This window comes from Lelliottia sp. RWM.1, from assembly GCF_016859735.1.
In the GTDB taxonomy this organism is placed as follows: Bacteria; Pseudomonadota; Gammaproteobacteria; order Enterobacterales; family Enterobacteriaceae; genus Enterobacter.
In genome coordinates, this window is record NZ_WLVC01000045.1 from 1 (window position 1) to 16835 (window position 16835).

Consider the following 16835-nt stretch of genomic DNA (forward strand, 5'->3'; position numbering starts at 1 on the left):
GCTTACCGCTCATGGGCACCTCTCTTTAAGTCATCTTAAATGACTCTGAGGTGTCTGTTAAACCCGTGGCGATTCAACAGACGGTAACGAGGTTGACAGACAACTGGTTCAACAGATGACGATATTGAGCCAGGGTAACGATCAGTATTTTCGTTTTGTTACGCGTCTGAGTCGCGCGATGGAGGCCAAAGCGGCAGGCGGCACGCCGGATTTGGCTTCGGCCCAGCAGGCGCTGGATAACATGAGTAAGAAACTGGAACAGATGAAGTCCATCTCTCCAGGTCCTATGGATGAGCAGGTGTCCGCACAGGTGATTAGTAGCTGGCAGGCGTTGCTCGAACAGGGAATTACACCTCAGATGCAGCAAGCGCAACAAGGCTCACTTGAGGGATATCGCCAGCAAGCTAATAACGTGACGCCTCCACTGAGCCGTGCGTTTGGCGCTGCAGCTGAAAGCTTCAATACCGCAGCAGGGAATACGCTCGACAGCACCCGCGTGGTGGTTGACAGCCTGACCAGCATGACCCGGACGGTCATTATCACAGCCACCATTGTTGGTCTGCTGATCCTGCTGTTCACCGACCGTTATCTGGTCGCAATGCTGGTAAAACCGCTTGACCGTATTCGTGAACACTTCCGCAATATTGCGCAGGGCGATCTCAGCCAGCCGATTGTACCTTTTGGTCGCAACTGCGTGGGACAGCTCGTACCGCTGTTAAGTGCGATGCAGGATAGCCTGCGCGAAGCCGTTAGCACGATCCGTTCCGGTAGCGAAAATATCTGGCGCGGTGCGACGGAGATTTCGAGCGGTAACAACGATCTCTCTTCGCGAACCGAAGAGCAGGCCGCAGCGCTGGAAGAGACCGCCGCCAGCATGGAGCAACTGACGGCAACGGTGAAACTGAATGCTGAAAGCGCCCGTCAGGCAAGCCAGTTGGCAGATGTCGCTTCAACAACCGCCAGTCGTGGTGGCTCACTGGTGGACGACGTTGTCACCACTATGAGCGGTATCTCCGGCAGCTCGAAGAAAATTGCGGAAATCACCACCGTCATTAACAGCATTGCTTTCCAGACCAACATCCTGGCACTCAACGCTGCAGTAGAAGCGGCACGAGCCGGTGAACAGGGTCGCGGTTTCGCCGTGGTGGCCGGTGAAGTCCGGAATCTGGCGAGCCGCAGTGCGAATGCGGCAAAAGAGATCGAAGGGCTGATTGCTGATTCTGTTAACCGGGTGGAAGAGGGCGCTAAGCTGGTGAGTGACACGGGCACGACCATGGAAGCGATTCTGCGGGCTGTCACCGAAGTGACGACCATCATGAAGCAGATTGCGTCGGCATCCGAAGAGCAGAGCAAAGGCATTTCGCAGGTCGGTGTGGCGATTAGCCAGATGGACGGCGTCACCCAGCAGAACGCCTCGCTGGTGGAGCAGGTTTCTGCCGCGGCGTCAGCCCTGGAACGTCAGACGGAGGAGTTGCAGCGTTCAGTGCAAAAATTCCGTCTTTCTGCACAAGAGCCTCAAAGTGTGGTAGCCGCAACGCCCCTCAAGACGCCAGCCCGTGTCAAAACGGCAGGTGCGCCGGACGACTGGGTCTCCTTCTAAATTTCCCTCCTCTAAAGGCCGCCTTGTGCGGCCTTAAATAGCACTAGCCACCGCTCAAAATATCGCTATACAATTTACTATATAGCGATTGGGGGCATAACGATGGAAAACCATTTTGGTAAAGGACTGATGGCGGGGATGCACGCAGTGCAGGCTGATACCGCGAAAAATGTGGCGCATTTCTGTTCCGATTATAAGCGCGGATTTGTGCTGGGTTTTTCGCACCGCATGTTTGAGAAGACCGGCGATCGGCAACTTAGCGCGTGGGAAGCCGGTATTTTAACCCGCCGTTACGGGCTGGACAGAGACATGGTGATGGACTTCTTCCGGGAAAGTCACTCTAGTGCTGCGCTGCGTTATTTTATGGCGGGCTACCGTCTGGAAGGGTAAGTTTCAGTCATCTGTTCCGGTGCGGGAAATAGAGATCAGCGTTGAACCAATCGCCACACCGTTTTTCCCGGTGTGTTTAATCTGGTACATCGACTGATCGGCGCGCCTGAGTGCATTGACAAAATCATCCTGCCACTGCACCTCATCAATCCCAATCGAGGCGCCCACCCGCGCTTGCCCGTTATCCAGTTCGAAGGGCATCAGTGCTGCCCGCAGGCAACTGTGCGCTGCGCTATTCACCAGCAGACTGGAGAGCGGGAAAGGTAACAAGAGCACGAACTCATCGCCACCCAGACGACCGACGATACTCCCTTGCGGGCAGCTTTCGCGTAACCGATGGCTGAGCTGAATTAACAGTTCATCGCCGCTACGATGCCCAAAAGTATCGTTCACCGTTTTGAAATCATCCAGGTCAATAAATGCCACGCAGAGCGCCCCTGAATTTTTTAATGCCTCGAAATGTTTGACTAAGGCGTGACGGTTGGCAAGCCCGGTTAGCGGGTCGTGGTTGGCCAGCATGGCGAGTTGCTCTTCGTACTGCTTCTCTTTGGTCATATCAATATGGGTTCCGGTCACCTTAAGGGGGGTTCCGTGTTCATCCCATTCACTGACGCGACCCCGGTCCAGTACCCAGGTGATTTTGCCGTTTTTATGCTGCATCCGGTGCAGTGCTTCATAAAAAGGGGTTTTACCATGCAGGTGATCGTAGAAAGCATTCAGCACCATCTGCCTGTCATCAGGGTGCAAATGATCGCGCCAGACTTCAAACTGTGCGCTCAGCTCTTTCGGCTGATAACCGAGCATAGAGCCCCAGCGACGGTTATAGATAATCAACTTTCCCGTTGGTACGTCGAGCTGCCACAGGCACAAGCCCGTACCGTCCAGGGCTGCGCTGAGCTTACTACGGGCGTCACGCGCCAGCCTGGCAAGCCGGGCATTATGCTTTTTCAGATTCTGGATCTGCTGTTTCAGCGCCTGTTCTGACATGAGAATTTTCTTAAGAAAATAAGTGTGATTCTTGCCAGTTTAGTGGGTCGTTGTAAATACGATGTTGAAAAAAGAGAGTGATTTGCGATAAGGCGTGAAAATAGCGTTTTTACCGGGGGAAAGCCGTCTTTTCGGGGCTTTTAGCCGATACTCCTGGCCGGGGAAAACCCGGCCTGAAGCGTTAGTGCGTCACTTCACCAATCAATGCACCAGAACCTGCTCCAACTGCTGCACCTTTTAACACGCTTTTGCCGGTAACCGCGGCAGCACCTGCACCAACGGCAGCGCCAATCGGACCGCCTTTACGTGCTGCTTTTCCTTTATCGCCATTTTTGAACATTGCCCCCGTACCCGCACCAACGACCGCGCCGCCAACGGTGGATTTCACATCTTTGCCTGTAATCGCGCCGATAGTCGCTCCCGCAACTGCCCCGGCAGCGGTCTTATCCATCGCCATACCGGAAGAAGAAACGATAAGCGCGGTGAAAAGAAGGGTGACTTTGAGGTATTTCATAACGGTTCCTTGTAGTGATCAATCAAACATTGGGGGGCAGTCTGCCAGTGCATCTGAATACCCGATAGGCTAATAATGCCCTGTAAACCTACCCCCAAAGCACACCACGACTTCAATTACCCATCGCTGTATAATGATTTGCATAACGAAAATGTGAGGACATTATGAAACAGCGCTTTTGGCAGGCAGTAGCATTTAGCGTACTGATTTTTCTCCCGTTATCATCTCAGGCATCTCGCCAGATAACGGACCAGATTGGTCGCACCGTCACGATCCCTGATGAAGTGGACCGCGTCGTTGTGCTCCAGCATCAGACGTTGAACTTGCTGGTGCAAATGAACGCCACGGACAAAATCGTCGGTGTGATGGCGAACTGGAAACAGCAGTTGGGTGACGGCTATGCGCGTCTTGCACCGGAGCTGAATCAGAAAGCGGCGCTGGGCGATCTCACCCATGTCGACCCGGAAAAACTGGTGGCGCTAAAGCCCCAGGTGGTCTTTGTCACCAACTATGCACCGCAGGAGATGATCGATAAAATCAGCAGCCTCGGCATTCCCGTGGTCGCCATCTCCCTGCGTCACGACGCCGCAGGCGAAAAAGCCAAACTGAACCCAACCATGGCCGACGAAGAGCAGGCATACGATCTCGGGTTGCGCGAGGGGATCACGCTGATTGGTGAGATCGTCAATAAACAACCTGAAGCCAAAGCGCTGATCGAGGCCACCGACAAGGGGCGCAAGATGGTCAGTGACCGTCTGAAAGATATCCCCGCTGATAAGCGCGTTCGCGCCTACATGGCCAACCCGGAACTCACCACCTACGGTTCAGGTAAATACACCGGATTAATGATGGCGCACGCAGGTGCAGTGAACGTGGCTGCTGCCACCATTCGGGGTTTCAAAACCGTGGCGATGGAGCAAGTGATCGCCTGGAATCCTCAGGTGATCTTTGTGCAGGATCGTTATCCTTCTGTCGTCGGGGAGGTTAATTCCGGCTCGCAGTGGCAGGTGATCGACGCGGTAAAAAATCACCGTGTTTATCTGATGCCGGATTACGCTAAAGCCTGGGGCTACCCAATGCCGGAAGCGATGGGTATCGGTGAGCTGTGGATGGCGAAAAAGCTTTACCCGGAGAAATTTAAGGACGTTGATATGCATAAAGTGGCGAATGACTGGTATCAACGTTTCTACCGCACAAACTACCAGGGCATTGACTGATGCGCGTGCTGGCGGCAGGCAGTTTACGGGGCGTATGGCCGCAGCTCATGGCGAATTTTCCTGAACCGGTTGAAACCGTATTCGGCCCTGCTGGCTTGTTACGAGAACGTATTGAAGCCGGTGAACCTTGTGATCTGTTTGCCTCAGCTAATCTTGCTCACCCGCAGGCACTCGATGCTTTGGCTGTTGTGCCATTTACCCGCAATACATTGTGCCTGACCGTGCGCAGTGATGTGTTGCGTGCAGGTGACGACTGGCTTTCGCTCCTCACCCGTGACGACATTCGGATCGCCACCTCCACGGCTGGGGCCGATCCTTCCGGGGATTACACCCAGGTGTTGTTTGATCGTATGGGTAACGCGGGGGACGCTGCCCGTAACCGCGCTCAGGCGCTGGTTGGTGGGCGAGAATCTGCTCCTGTTCCGGCGGGAAAACTGGCCGCAGAATGGATCATTCACAGTGGCCAGGCGGATCTGTTCATTGGTTATGCCAGTTATGCAGGCAAACTACGGCAGATTGACGGGCTGACGATCGTGCCGATCCCCGCGCCGTTTAACCCGCATGCGGAGTATGCATTCGCGCTTATCACGCCCCGGGCGCAAAGGCTGGCGGATTTTTTACAGTCGGAAAAGGCAAAAAAGATATTACGTGATGCGGGGTTTGGAGGGTGATCCTGCAAAGCGTTGCGATTTTGCTGAGTGCGACTCTCGAATTTTCTTACCAGAAGCTTAATAGAACAAAAGCATTACCGCGATGCCCTGGTCCGGCTGAAAATCGCTGAGGCGTTTCCTGTAGGCCGGGGCGAGGTGCAAGGAAAAGCCGAAGGAACCGCGTAGCGGCGGATTTCCGCCGGGAGCCTGGGTTGCCAGAATGGCGATTGAGCCACCCTGGCACGTTCACGACTTATGTGGTGACAGAGATGCATGGAACGTAAGGTGAACGGAATGACCACTGACGCAGCATGTTCCCCCTCACTCCTGGCCCTTCCCGTGAGGAGAGGGCACTGTCTGTACATTAGCCCTGACGCTTATCCTCGGTATGCGTATCGAAGTCACTTGCCGCATGGCGTTCATGTAACTGCTCGCTCGGCTCACCGAAGGTCCGGTTAACGATACGACCTCGTTTCACCGCCGGGCGATGGGCGACATCCTGCGCCCAACGCAGGACGTTGGTGTACTTCTCTGCGTCCAGGAACTCGGCAGCGTTATACACGTTGCCAAGAACAACGTTGCCGAACCATGGCCAAATTGCGATATCCGCAATAGTGTACTCTTCACCTGCGACATAACGCCCGCGTGCCAGCTGTTTATCCAGCACATCCAGCAGACGCTTAGACTCCATCGTAAAGCGGTCGATCGCATACTCAATCTTCACTGGCGCATAGTTATAGAAGTGACCAAAACCTCCGCCGAGGAATGGCGCGGAGCCTTGCAGCCAGAACAGCCAGTTCAGGGTTTCGGTACGGCCCGCCGGATCTTTTGGCAGGAAGTGACCAAATTTCTCCGCGAGGTAGAGCAGAATGTTGCCGGATTCAAATACGCGTGTTGGCGGGGTTGTTGAATGGTCGCGCAGTGCCGGAATTTTCGAGTTCGGGTTCACGTCAACAAAACCGCTGGAGAACTGATCGCCTTCACCGATACGAATCAACCACGCATCGTACTCAGCCCCTGTCACTCCCAGTGCCAGAAGCTCTTCCAGCATAATGGTGACTTTCTGACCGTTGGGTGTCCCCAGGGAATAAAGCTGAAGGGGATGCGTGCCAACAGGCAACTCTTTCTCATGGGTTGCGCCGGAAACCGGGCGGTTGATGTTGGCGAACGCGCCGCCGTTGTTCTGTTTCCATTCCCACACTTTTGGTGGCTGGTAGGTGTTGTCGGACATGTTGGTCTGCCTTTTGAGTGATGTGTTGAGGCAGTGTAGCAGGAGATCTGTGAACCCTTTAACGTTGTGAGCGCAATAGCGTCGCGGCTATTCCTTCTGGCGCTTATATATATCAAATTCGGTATAAGCTTAATCGAAAATCGCATTTTCATTATTAATGCGGATTCACGCAAAGCTGCATATGATGCTCAGATATAAAGACAACGTAGTAGTAATAAAACTTTATCGGGCAAGGAGTTAGTGAGATGCGTAAGCTTCTGTTATCGGCAGTTGTAGTATCGCTCGCGTTAGGTCTGGCAGGCTGTGATGATGCGAAAAATAAAGAGACGGCAAATGCGCCAGCCGCGAAAAACGATGCGCCGAAAGAGGGGGGGTCTCTGATCATCGGCATTACCTCAGGCGACCCGTTAGCGGTTAACCCACTGTACGCCAGTGACCGCACGACCCTGACGATCATGCAGGCGCTTTATGCTCCTCTCTACAGTTTTAACGACGGCAAAATCGAATGGGGTCTGGCTGAAAGCCTGACGCCCTCGGCGGATAACCTGAGCTACACCCTGACGTTAAAACCGAATCTGAAATGGCAGGATGGTCAGCCTCTGACGGCTGACGATGTGGTCTTCACCTTTAATAAATTGCTCGATGCCAAACAGCATAGCTTCTTCCGCAGTATGTTCACTTACGGTGGAAAACCGGTAGAAGTGAGTAAAGTGGACGACCGTACCGTGAAATTCACGTTGCCGCAGGTGAGTGCCGCATTTACCGGAACGCTGGTACAAATTTACCCGATCCCGCAGCACATCTTTGCCGGTGAAAGCGACCTGGAAAAGAGCACTAAAAACGATGCGCCAGTGGGTTCCGGGCCGTTCAGGTTTAAAGAGTACCGGGCCGGGCAGTACTATGCGCTGACCCGCTTTGATGATTACTGGAACGGGAAAGCGAAGCTCGATTCCGTGACCTACCGTTTAGCCAAAGACAGCAATGCGGCAAACCTGGCGCTGCAAAACGGCGAGATCAACCTGAAGATGGTTGACCCGCAGGACGTCACGCGCCTGAAAAACACCGGCAAGTTCGACTTTGTGGTCTATCCGGAAGGGCGTCTGGCTTACATGACGTTTAACCAGAACGTTCCGGTCATGAAAAGCAAAGAGCTACGTCAGGCGATTGCCTACGCCATCAATAAAGATGAGCTGACCCAGACGGCATTCACCTCGCTGGATTACGCTAAACCGGCAACGTCATTCCTGACGCCGGATACCCTGTATCAGACTAACGACGTTGAGCAGTACGCTTTCAACCAGCAGAAAGCCAAAGATCTGCTGAAAGCCTCCGGCGCGCCGGCGAACCTGAAGCTGCGCCTGGCCTATGTGAACACCAACAAAACTCAGGAGAGCATGGCGCTTTATATTCAGCAGCAACTGAAGGGCATAGGGGTCAACATCGAGCTGATGCCGCTGGATTCCAACGCCATGTCTCAGCGCAGCCTGGATATGAACAACACTGCGTGGGAGCTTAATCTCGGGGGTTACATTATGGGCGCTGAGCCAGACGGCTATAAATCGCTGTTTATGAGCAACGAAGCCTACAACTACGCGCACTATAAGAACCCGCAGTTCGACGCCTTGTGGGACAAAGGTGCGATTGAAACTGACAACGCGAAACGTGCTGAAATTTATAAGCAAATTCAGCAAACCGTCGCCAATGAGATGACTTACTACCCCATCGCTTATACCAACGCGACTGTTGCTGTGGATAAACGCTTTGGCGGTACGCAGGAAGCCGAACCTAAGCCTGTATACCTGTTCCAGGATCTGTCAAAAATCTACCAAAAATAAGCTATTGCCCCGGTCATCTGGCCGGGGCTTTTGTATGAGTAAGTCGTGTAAGGGCTTGTCGTGAACACATTACTGACGCGTCGGTTGCTGCAACTGCTACCGATGCTTTTCTTTATTTCGCTGGTGGCGTTTTTGCTGGTCAAACTCGCGCCAGGTGATCCGGTGGCGGCCTACATTACGCCGCGCATGGCTCCGGAAGACATCGAGCGCATTCGCCAGAGCATGGGGCTGGACAAGCCGCTGGTGACACAATACGCCCTGTGGCTCAAAAACGTGTTGCAGGGCGATCTGGGCTACTCTCTGATTTACCATCGTCCGGTACTGGAGATGATTGGTGAGCGCATTCCGGCCACATTAGGGCTGATGGGCGCATCTCTGCTTATGGCGATCGTTCTGGCGATCCCGTTGGGCTTGCTGGCGGGCGCATTTAAGCATCGCTGGCTGGATCATATTCTGAATCTGTTCGCCTATATCGGGATCTCCGTACCCATCTTCTGGTTCGGGATTTTGTTGATTACCGTGTTTGCTGTGCAGCTTAACTGGTTTCCCAGTATGGGGATGCGCACGATCGGCATGGATGACAACTGGCTGGATGTAGTGCGTCACGGTGTGTTGCCGTGCATCGCGCTGACCTTTTATAACCTCTCCAGCTACGTGCGCTACATCCGCTCCAATACGATCTCTCAGCTTTCTGCCGACTACGTGCAAACTCAGCTTGCCTATGGCGCAACGCGTTCCAGCATCCTGTTCCGCCATGTGCTGAAAAACGTGCTGCTACCGGTGATTACGCTGTTTGGACTGTCGTTTGGTGAACTGGTTGTGGGCGCGTATGTGACGGAAAGCGTCTTCTCCTGGCCAGGTATGGGTTTGCTGGGGATCCAGTCGATCACCTCGCTGGATTACCCGCTGATCATGGCGATCATCATGCTTTCATCGATGATGCTGATCGTGGGCAACCTGATCGCCGACGTGCTTTATCGCTTCGCCGATCCCCGCATTCGTACACTGAGGTAACCCCGGATGAGCAGACGCTGGCAACAAGTTCGCCACCAGTTGCGCCGCAATCGTCCGGCGCAGTTTTCCCTGCTGGTACTCTTTATTTTCGTCGCTGCCGCGCTTTGTGCGGGGTTAAGTCCTTACGATCCCGATCAAATGTCACTGGTCGCACGCACGTTACCGCCTGACGGCGCGCACTGGTTTGGGACGGACGAATACGGACGGGACTACTTCACCCGAGCCCTTTACGGCGGGCAAATCTCCCTGATGGTCGGTTTTTTGGCGATGCTCTTTTCGACGCTGATTGGCACTATCGTGGGGACAGTCAGCGGCTATTTCGGCGGCTGGCTCGATAATCTGATGATGCGTGCGGTTGATATTTTGATGGCGATCCCGGCGTTTTTCCTGCTGCTGGTGGTGAATGCCTACCTCAAGCCAGGCGTGGATAACATCATCCTGATCATCAGTCTGCTGACGTGGATGAATATGTCGCGCCTGGTGCGGGCTGAAACCCTGTCGGTGAAAGAGCGTGAGTATGTGCTTTACGCCCGTGCGTCGGGTGAACACCCGCTGCGTATCATTGTGCGCCATATCATTCCCGGCGTGCTTCCAACCATTATTGTCGCCGCCACGCTCAATATCGCGTCTGCCATTTTGATGGAATCGACGCTCAGCTTCCTCGGTCTTGGCGTACAAGCGCCTGCGGCATCGTGGGGAAGTATGCTCAACAATGCACAGTCATACATTGGCGAAGCCTCCTGGCTGGCGATGTTCCCCGGTATTTTGATTCTGCTGACGGTGTTCAGTTTTAACGTGCTGGGCGATGTGTTCCGTACGGCTTTTGAGCCAGGAGCGAACCGCGATGAATAACTTATTAGAACTTCAGAACCTGCAAACCACGTTCCGTACGCGCGATGGCGATGTTCATGCCGTGCGAGGTGTGAGCTTTCATGTACAGCCAGGGGAGCTTGTCGGCATTGTGGGAGAATCCGGGTGCGGTAAAAGTGTCACCTGTAAGTCCATTATTCAGTTGCTTGGCAACAACGGACGGATAACCGGCGGCAGCATTCGTTTTCAGAATGACGATCTGGCGCAGAAAACGCCGCAGCAAATGCGTGCCATTCGTGGTAACGATATTGCGATGATTTTTCAGGATCCAATGACCGCCCTGAACCCGGTGCTCACCATCGGCAAGCAGATGACGGAGATCCTGGTGCGTAATAAAGGGCTGGCAAAGAAAGAGGCCAGATCAGCGGCCATTGCCATGCTGGAACAGGTTGGGATTTCGGATGCCGCGCGTCGATTCGAACAATACCCCCATGAGTTCAGTGGTGGGATGCGCCAGCGCGTGATGATTGCCATTGCGCTTTCGTGTCAGCCTAAACTGTTGATCGCCGATGAACCGACAACCGCGCTGGACGTGACCATTCAGGCGCAGATCCTGCGTTTACTGAAAAGCCTGCAACAGCAGACCCAGACCGCTATTTTGCTGATCACCCACGATTTAGGTGTGGTTGCACAGGTGTGCAGCCGTGTCGTGGTGATGTATGGCGGGCTGGTCATGGAGGAGGGCAGCGTTGAGGATATTTTTTATCAGCCTGCTCACCCGTATACCCAGGGGCTGTTGGCGTCATTGCCGCGCCCCGAAGAGCTGAACCACCGTTTGTCGCCGATTGAAGGCACACCGCCCGGCTTGCTTAACCCACCGCCGGGTTGCCCCTTTGCCGAGCGTTGCCCAAAACGAATGCCGCAGTGTGAGCGGCAACCTCCGTTTTATCGCGTGGAAGAAGGGCATCGTTCCGCATGCTGGTTATGGGCAGATAAGGAGGTTCAGGCATGAGCGAGCAACACTCTCCATTAGTGAGCGTACGGGAGTTGCGTAAACATTATCCGGTTAACGGTGGGTTGCTGCGTAAAGGCGTGGCCGTGAAAGCCGTTGATGGTGTGAGCTTTGATATTCAGCGTGGTGAAACCTTTGGTCTGGTGGGCGAATCGGGGTGCGGTAAATCTACCCTCGGACGCGCGCTGCTCAGGCTGTTTGATATCACCTCTGGCGAAATCCATTTTGATGGGCAGGAAATTGCGCAGGCCAGCGAAAAGCAGCTTAAGCCGCTACGCAAACGCATGCAGGCGATTTTCCAGGATCCGTACTCCTCTCTTAACCCTGGTATGACCGTTCAGCAACTGGTGGCTGAGCCGATGCAAATTCACGGGTACAGCCGAGAGGCCCAGCGGGAACGCACGGAAAACTTGCTCTATAAAGTGGGGTTAAAACCAGAGCATTTGCAACGCTTCCCGCATGAGTTCAGTGGCGGGCAGCGTCAACGTATCAGCATTGCCCGTGCGCTGTCGGTGCGTCCTGAATTTGTCCTGTGCGATGAACCGCTCTCGGCGCTCGATGTGTCTGTCCAGGCGCAGGTTGTGAATATCTTGCAGGATCTTCAGCAGGAGCTGGGGCTGACTTATCTGTTTATCGCGCACGACCTGTCGATGGTGCGTCATATTTCCAGCCGTATCGGGGTGATGTATCTCGGGAAGCTGGTGGAAGTTGCCCCGGCGAACACGTTGTACCAGCACCCGGCGCACCCTTACACGCGCGCGCTGTTAGCGGCAATCCCGCAGCCTGATCCGCGCATTCGTCACCTTGAGCAGGCGACGCTACGGGGGGAGATCCCCGGCCCGATGTCGGCTATCCCTGGTTGTACGTTTTGCAGCCGCTGCTCGCATGCTATGCCCGTTTGCCAGACGCAGGAGCCCGCAATGCAGGAGATCGCGCCGGGGCACTTTGCGGCGTGTTGGCTTTTTAAAGTGTGAGCAGACAATGCCCTCTCCTGTTAAGGGAGAGGGTTGGGATGAGGAGAACCTTCTGGGAACGAACTAACCCAGAACCCGTTTCACCCACACGCCTACGTCATCACCGCTGCCTAAATCCGCCTGCACCAGACCGTTAACCATAAACGTCGGAGAGACGTGAATACCATTCTGGCGGGCGTATTTGCAGTGCCATTTGATCTCGGTTTGCAGCGCCGGCCGAGCAAACGCGTCTGCCACCTGCACGCCGCTGTAACGTTCAATCCGCGCGATAATTTCTTCCGGTGTCGCCTGCATATTTGGGCCGCTGCAGTGGTCGGTAAACTCAAACTCTTCACGATGATCGGCCACTGCCTGCATGATCTTGTGCGCCGCCGCTTTACCATCCGGTAATGTTGATGCCGCCAGAATACAGCGGACAATAACCCCGGAAAACAGATGCCAGGGCTGGGACTGTAAACGGATTTTAACCGTAACGTTCTCTTCACCCGCCTGTTCCAGAAACGCGTTTAACTTATTGAATGTCTTAACCGAGAAAGGGCAGGTAGGTTCCAGGAAAACCTCAAAGGTATGTGGGCCGTGGCCCCACTCAAGCTGTTGCGCCTGTAAGCTCATGTTGACTCCTGATGGTGTGATTTATCGTCGTTTGATTATTGTTGCTGCGAATAATTTGCCACGCAGGTGTATGATAAATCCACCTCTGTCAGGTTAATTACAACGTGCAGACGACGACAACCTTCATAATATTGCCGCCTGCCTGTTTTGGGTTGGAACCATGCGTAAAGCAAAGTTAAGCAGTGACGCTCCATTTGGAACGTTGTTAGGTTATGCGCCGGGTGGCGTGGCGATTTACTCTTCAAATTATGGCAGCCTCGATCCGCGGAACTACCCGGAAGATGCCGAGTTTCGTAGCTATATCGGCAACGAATACATGGGCCATAAATGGCAGTGCGTCGAGTTCGCACGCCGCTTCCTGTTCCTCAACTATGGTTTCGTTTTTACCGATGTCGGCATGGCGTGGGAGATCTTCTCGCTCCGTTTCCTGCGTGAAGTGGTGAATGACAACCTTCTGCCATTACAGGCATTTGCTAACGGTTCAAAACGTGCGCCGGAAGCCGGAGCCTTGCTTATCTGGCAGAAGGGCGGGGAATTTCATGAGACCGGCCACGTGGCGGTTATTACCCAACTGATGGGCGATAAAGTCCGTGTTGCCGAGCAGAACGTACTGCACTCCCCGCTGCCTGTCGGTCAGCAGTGGACGCGCGAGCTGCGTTTATCCGTTGAAGATGGCTGCTATACGCTCCATGACACCTTCCCGGATACCACCATTCTGGGCTGGATGATCCAGACCGACAACACCGAACACAGCCTGCCGCAGCCACAAATCGACGGTGAACTGCTGAAAATTGGCGGGGCACGCCTGAAGAATAAACGTCAGTTCGACGGCAAATGGCTAAATGAGAACGACGCGCTCCAGCAGGCGTATGTTCGTGCAAACGGCCATGTTATCAATAAAGATCCTTGCCAGTATTTCACCATTACTGAAAGCGCTGAGCAGGAGCTGATCAAAGCGACCAACGAACTGCACCTGATGTATCTGCATGCGACGGACAAGGTGTTGAAAGACGATAACTTACTGGCGCTTTTCGATATCCCGAAAATCCTCTGGCCGCGTCTGCGCCTCTCCTGGCAGTGGCGTCGCCACCATATGATCACCGGTCGTATGGATTTCTGTATGGATGAACGTGGGTTGAAGGTATATGAGTACAACGCAGATTCAGCATCCTGTCATACCGAGGGGGGATTGATCCTCGAAGAGTGGGTGAAAAACGGCTATCGCGGAACCGGCCATAACCCGGCCGAAGGGTTGCTGGAAGAACTGACCGGCGCGTGGAAGCACAGCCATGCCCGTCCGTTTGTACACATCATGCAGGACAACGATGTTGAAGAGGATTATCACGCGCTCTTCATCCAGCGTTCGCTTATGCAGGCCGGATTTGAGACCAAAATTTTGCATGGCCTGGGGGCGCTAAGCTGGGATGCCGCCGGACAGTTAATTGATGACGAAGGCCGCCATGTGAACTGCGTGTGGAAAACCTGGGCGTGGGAAACCGCGATAGAGCAGATCCGTGAGGTGAGTGAAACGGAATATGCCGCCGTCCCTATCCGTACGGGGCATCCGCAAAACGAAGTGCGGCTGATCGATGTCCTGCTGCGCCCTGAAGTGCTGGTATTTGAACCGCTGTGGACGGTTATTCCCGGTAACAAAGCGATTCTGCCAGTACTGTGGCAGCTCTTCCCGAACCACCGTTATCTGCTGGATACCGACTTTGAGGTTAACGAGCTGCTGAAAAAAACCGGTTACGCCGTCAAACCGATCGCGGGCCGCTGCGGCAGTAATATCGATCTGATCAGCCCTCAGGATGAATTACTGGATAAATCCAGCGGCAAATTTGTCGATCGCAAAAATATCTACCAGCAGTTGTGGTGTTTACCCAACGTGGATGGCAAGTACATTCAGGTTTGCACCTTTACCGTCGGTGGGAACTACGGTGGGACCTGTCTGCGCGGGGATGATTCACTGGTGGTGAAGAAAGAGAGCGATATCGAACCACTGATGGTGGAGAAGGATAAGTAATACACATTCGTCTTCCTTTCCTTTCCCGGACATCCGCAAGCGACCCTTGCGGATGTTTTTTTATGGGCGAGCGAAACCTTCGGGGGTTAGCGTGCGAACTATTATTCATAGAGCATGTTTTTTCCCTGATGGAGCTGACCATGAAACGTTTGAAAACCTTGTCTACTGCCGTTGTATTGAGTCTTTCATTAGTTGCGATGAGCGCAAACGCGGCGCTGGAAGCGGGGGCAAAAGCCCCGGACTTCAGTTTGCAGGGCGCGCTTGGCGGCAAGCCGTTGACCTTCTCCTTACAGCAGGCGCTGCAAAAAGGGCCGGTCGTGCTCTACTTTTTCCCGGCGGCCTTTACCAAAGGTTGCACCCTGGAAGCTCATGCTTTTGCTGAAGCGACGGATGATTTCAAAAAACTGGGGGCGACCGTCGTGGGCGTGACGGCCGGGAATGTTGACCAGGTTGACGAGTTCTCGAAACTGGAGTGCAGGGATAAATTTGCAGTGGCTGCCGACCCTGGTGCGAAAGTGGCTGCAGAGTACGAAACGCTGATGCAGATGAATGGTAAAACGGTTTCCGACCGGACTTCATTTGTCATCGCACCCGATGGCAAAATCCTGCTGAGCTACACTGACCGTAACCCGGATGCGCATATCCAGAAAACGATGGATGCCGTGAAACAGTACGCGAAATCACACTCGTAATTTAGCCGTCGGGGTTCGCCGCTATGTTAACAGCCATTCTTGCCGCCTTTGTGGGCGGCATTATTCTCAACTTTATGCCGTGCGTCTTCCCGGTGATTTCACTCAAAGCGCTGGGGATCTTGCGCCATCAGGGCAACAGCACCAGTGCCCGGACGGAAGGGGTCGGCTTTTTACTCGGCGTCATTTTTACCATGATGGCGCTGGCCGCTGTGCTGTTGGCATTGCGTGCCGGGGGAACGGCGGTGGGCTGGGGATTCCAGCTTCAGTCACCGCTGGTGATTGCCATCCTGGCGCTGATTATTTTAGGTGCGGCCCTGAATCTGCTGGGCGTGTTTGAGGTTGGGCTGACTCTCCAGCGGGCCGGGGAGATTGACGTCGGCGGGCGCGGGGCATTTTTCCGCTCAGCGTTAACCGGGGCGCTGGCTATCGTGGTTGCCACCCCTTGCTCCGCCCCCTTTATGGCGGGTGCAGTGGGCTATGCGCTGGTACAACCGCCCATTGCGTCGCTGGGGATTTTCCTGGCGCTGGCCCTCGGTTTTGCCACTCCCTTTACGCTGATCTCGCTGTTCCCGGTTATTGCTCAACGCCTGCCACGGCCCGGCGCATGGATGGATATTCTCAAGCGAGGGTTGGCATTCCCGATGTTCGGCGCCTTTGCCTGGCTGGTGTGGGTACTGGCGCAGCAGGCGGGAACCACGGCGCTGGCGGCGATGCTGGCCTGCGCCGTGGTGGTGAGCTTCACCGCCTGGCTGTATGGCATTGCTCAGCGCAGACGTCTGATTGGTCATTCGTATAAAGCCCTGCTGGCGGTCACGGTGGTGCTGTTTCTGGCGGCTATCACCCCGTTACCGGGTGTAATGCATACCCAGCCGTCGACGCAGGACAGTCCGGGTGTGGAAAGTATCACAGAGGTAAAATGGTCGCCGCAGACCGTGGCGGAGATGCGCGGGCATGGCAAAGCTATTTTCGTGAATTTTACCGCCTCCTGGTGCATTACCTGCCAGGTCAACGACCGAACGTCGTTATCCACGCAGGCGGTAAAACAGGCCATATCCCGTACCGGAACGGTTTATATGATTGCAGATTCGACGAAGTTTAATGCGGATATCGACGACGCGATGAATGCGTTCGGGCAGGGGGGATTGCCGCTGTATGTGGTCTATCCGGCGGACGGCAGTGCGCCAAAAGTGCTGCCCCAGGTCCTGACCCCGTCGATTGTGGTGAACGCCCTGAATCAGGCGTCCGGTAAAAAAGTATGAGGGAGTGGGTCGTGG

The 16835-nt window shown here is 54.5% G+C and carries 15 protein-coding genes and 1 pseudogene; 12 read left to right on the plus strand and 4 right to left on the minus strand.

From position 1 onward, the window contains the following. Positions 1-76: 76 nt before the first annotated feature. Both GF617_RS22185 and GF617_RS22190 read left to right on the plus strand, forming a co-directional pair. A pseudogene (locus GF617_RS22185) lies at positions 77-1600 on the plus strand (methyl-accepting chemotaxis protein); the annotation flags it as partial. 102 nt (positions 1601-1702) lie between these two features. Then, complete coding sequence (locus tag GF617_RS22190) at positions 1703-1990, plus strand: DUF2623 family protein (RefSeq protein WP_181620795.1); 288 nt, start codon at positions 1703-1705, stop codon at positions 1988-1990. Positions 1991-1993: 3 nt separating this feature from the next. Here GF617_RS22190 and GF617_RS22195 read toward each other — a convergent pair whose 3' ends face one another. Both GF617_RS22195 and GF617_RS22200 read right to left on the minus strand, forming a co-directional pair. After that, positions 1994-2977, minus strand: coding sequence for a sensor domain-containing diguanylate cyclase (locus GF617_RS22195; RefSeq protein ID WP_181620794.1), 984 nt, complete (start codon positions 2975-2977; stop codon positions 1994-1996). Positions 2978-3158: 181 nt separating this feature from the next. Then, the gene (locus GF617_RS22200) at positions 3159-3491 is read right to left on the minus strand and encodes a glycine zipper domain-containing protein (protein WP_203452463.1); all 333 of its coding nucleotides are present in this window, start codon (positions 3489-3491) and stop codon (positions 3159-3161) included. Positions 3492-3655: 164 nt separating this feature from the next. Here GF617_RS22200 and GF617_RS22205 point away from each other — a divergent pair, with 164 nt between their 5' ends. Continuing rightward, on the plus strand, positions 3656-4708 hold the full coding sequence (locus GF617_RS22205) for an ABC transporter substrate-binding protein (protein ID WP_203452464.1): 1053 nt from the start codon (positions 3656-3658) through the stop codon (positions 4706-4708). Next, positions 4708-5379 (plus strand): molybdate ABC transporter substrate-binding protein, encoded by a 672-nt coding sequence (locus GF617_RS22210; protein ID WP_181620791.1) that lies wholly within the window; start codon positions 4708-4710, stop codon positions 5377-5379. The genes GF617_RS22205 and GF617_RS22210 overlap by 1 nt, the downstream gene beginning before the upstream one ends. Before the next feature lie 343 nt (positions 5380-5722). Here GF617_RS22210 and yghU read toward each other — a convergent pair whose 3' ends face one another. After that, positions 5723-6589, minus strand: coding sequence for a glutathione-dependent disulfide-bond oxidoreductase (gene yghU / locus GF617_RS22215; protein WP_181620790.1), 867 nt, complete (start codon positions 6587-6589; stop codon positions 5723-5725). Positions 6590-6834: 245 nt separating this feature from the next. Here yghU and GF617_RS22220 point away from each other — a divergent pair, with 245 nt between their 5' ends. The 5 genes from GF617_RS22220 to GF617_RS22240 are packed head-to-tail and all read left to right on the plus strand — an operon-like array spanning position 6835 to position 12234. Beyond that, positions 6835-8424 carry an ABC transporter substrate-binding protein gene (locus tag GF617_RS22220; protein ID WP_203452465.1) on the plus strand — a complete coding sequence of 530 codons (1590 nt, stop codon included), beginning with the start codon at positions 6835-6837 and terminating at the stop codon, positions 8422-8424. Between the two features lie 60 nt (positions 8425-8484). Continuing rightward, positions 8485-9438 (plus strand): ABC transporter permease, encoded by a 954-nt coding sequence (locus tag GF617_RS22225; RefSeq protein WP_181620788.1) that lies wholly within the window; start codon positions 8485-8487, stop codon positions 9436-9438. A gap of 6 nt (positions 9439-9444) precedes the next feature. After that, on the plus strand, positions 9445-10290 hold the full coding sequence (locus GF617_RS22230; RefSeq protein ID WP_181620787.1) for an ABC transporter permease: 846 nt from the start codon (positions 9445-9447) through the stop codon (positions 10288-10290). After that, on the plus strand, positions 10283-11260 hold the full coding sequence (locus tag GF617_RS22235) for an ABC transporter ATP-binding protein (RefSeq protein ID WP_181620786.1): 978 nt from the start codon (positions 10283-10285) through the stop codon (positions 11258-11260). The genes GF617_RS22230 and GF617_RS22235 overlap by 8 nt, the downstream gene beginning before the upstream one ends. Continuing rightward, on the plus strand, positions 11257-12234 hold the full coding sequence (locus tag GF617_RS22240) for an ABC transporter ATP-binding protein (protein WP_181620785.1): 978 nt from the start codon (positions 11257-11259) through the stop codon (positions 12232-12234). The genes GF617_RS22235 and GF617_RS22240 overlap by 4 nt, the downstream gene beginning before the upstream one ends. Before the next feature lie 63 nt (positions 12235-12297). Here the strand turns inward: GF617_RS22240 and GF617_RS22245 are convergent, their stop codons facing one another. Then, positions 12298-12846 carry a thioredoxin domain-containing protein gene (locus GF617_RS22245; protein WP_181620784.1) on the minus strand — a complete coding sequence of 183 codons (549 nt, stop codon included), beginning with the start codon at positions 12844-12846 and terminating at the stop codon, positions 12298-12300. A gap of 160 nt (positions 12847-13006) precedes the next feature. Here GF617_RS22245 and gss point away from each other — a divergent pair, with 160 nt between their 5' ends. The 3 genes from gss to GF617_RS22260 all read left to right on the plus strand — a co-directional run bounded on the left by gss (position 13007) and on the right by GF617_RS22260 (position 16820). Next, entirely contained in the window at positions 13007-14869 is a 1863-nt protein-coding gene (gene gss / locus GF617_RS22250; protein ID WP_203452466.1) for a bifunctional glutathionylspermidine amidase/synthase, read from the plus strand. 140 nt (positions 14870-15009) lie between these two features. Then, positions 15010-15561: a peroxiredoxin gene (locus GF617_RS22255; protein WP_181620782.1), complete on the plus strand. Its 552-nt coding sequence runs from the start codon at positions 15010-15012 to the stop codon at positions 15559-15561. Between the two features lie 23 nt (positions 15562-15584). Beyond that, the gene (locus GF617_RS22260; RefSeq protein WP_203452467.1) at positions 15585-16820 is read left to right on the plus strand and encodes a protein-disulfide reductase DsbD; all 1236 of its coding nucleotides are present in this window, start codon (positions 15585-15587) and stop codon (positions 16818-16820) included. The last annotated feature ends 15 nt before the right edge of the window (positions 16821-16835 follow it).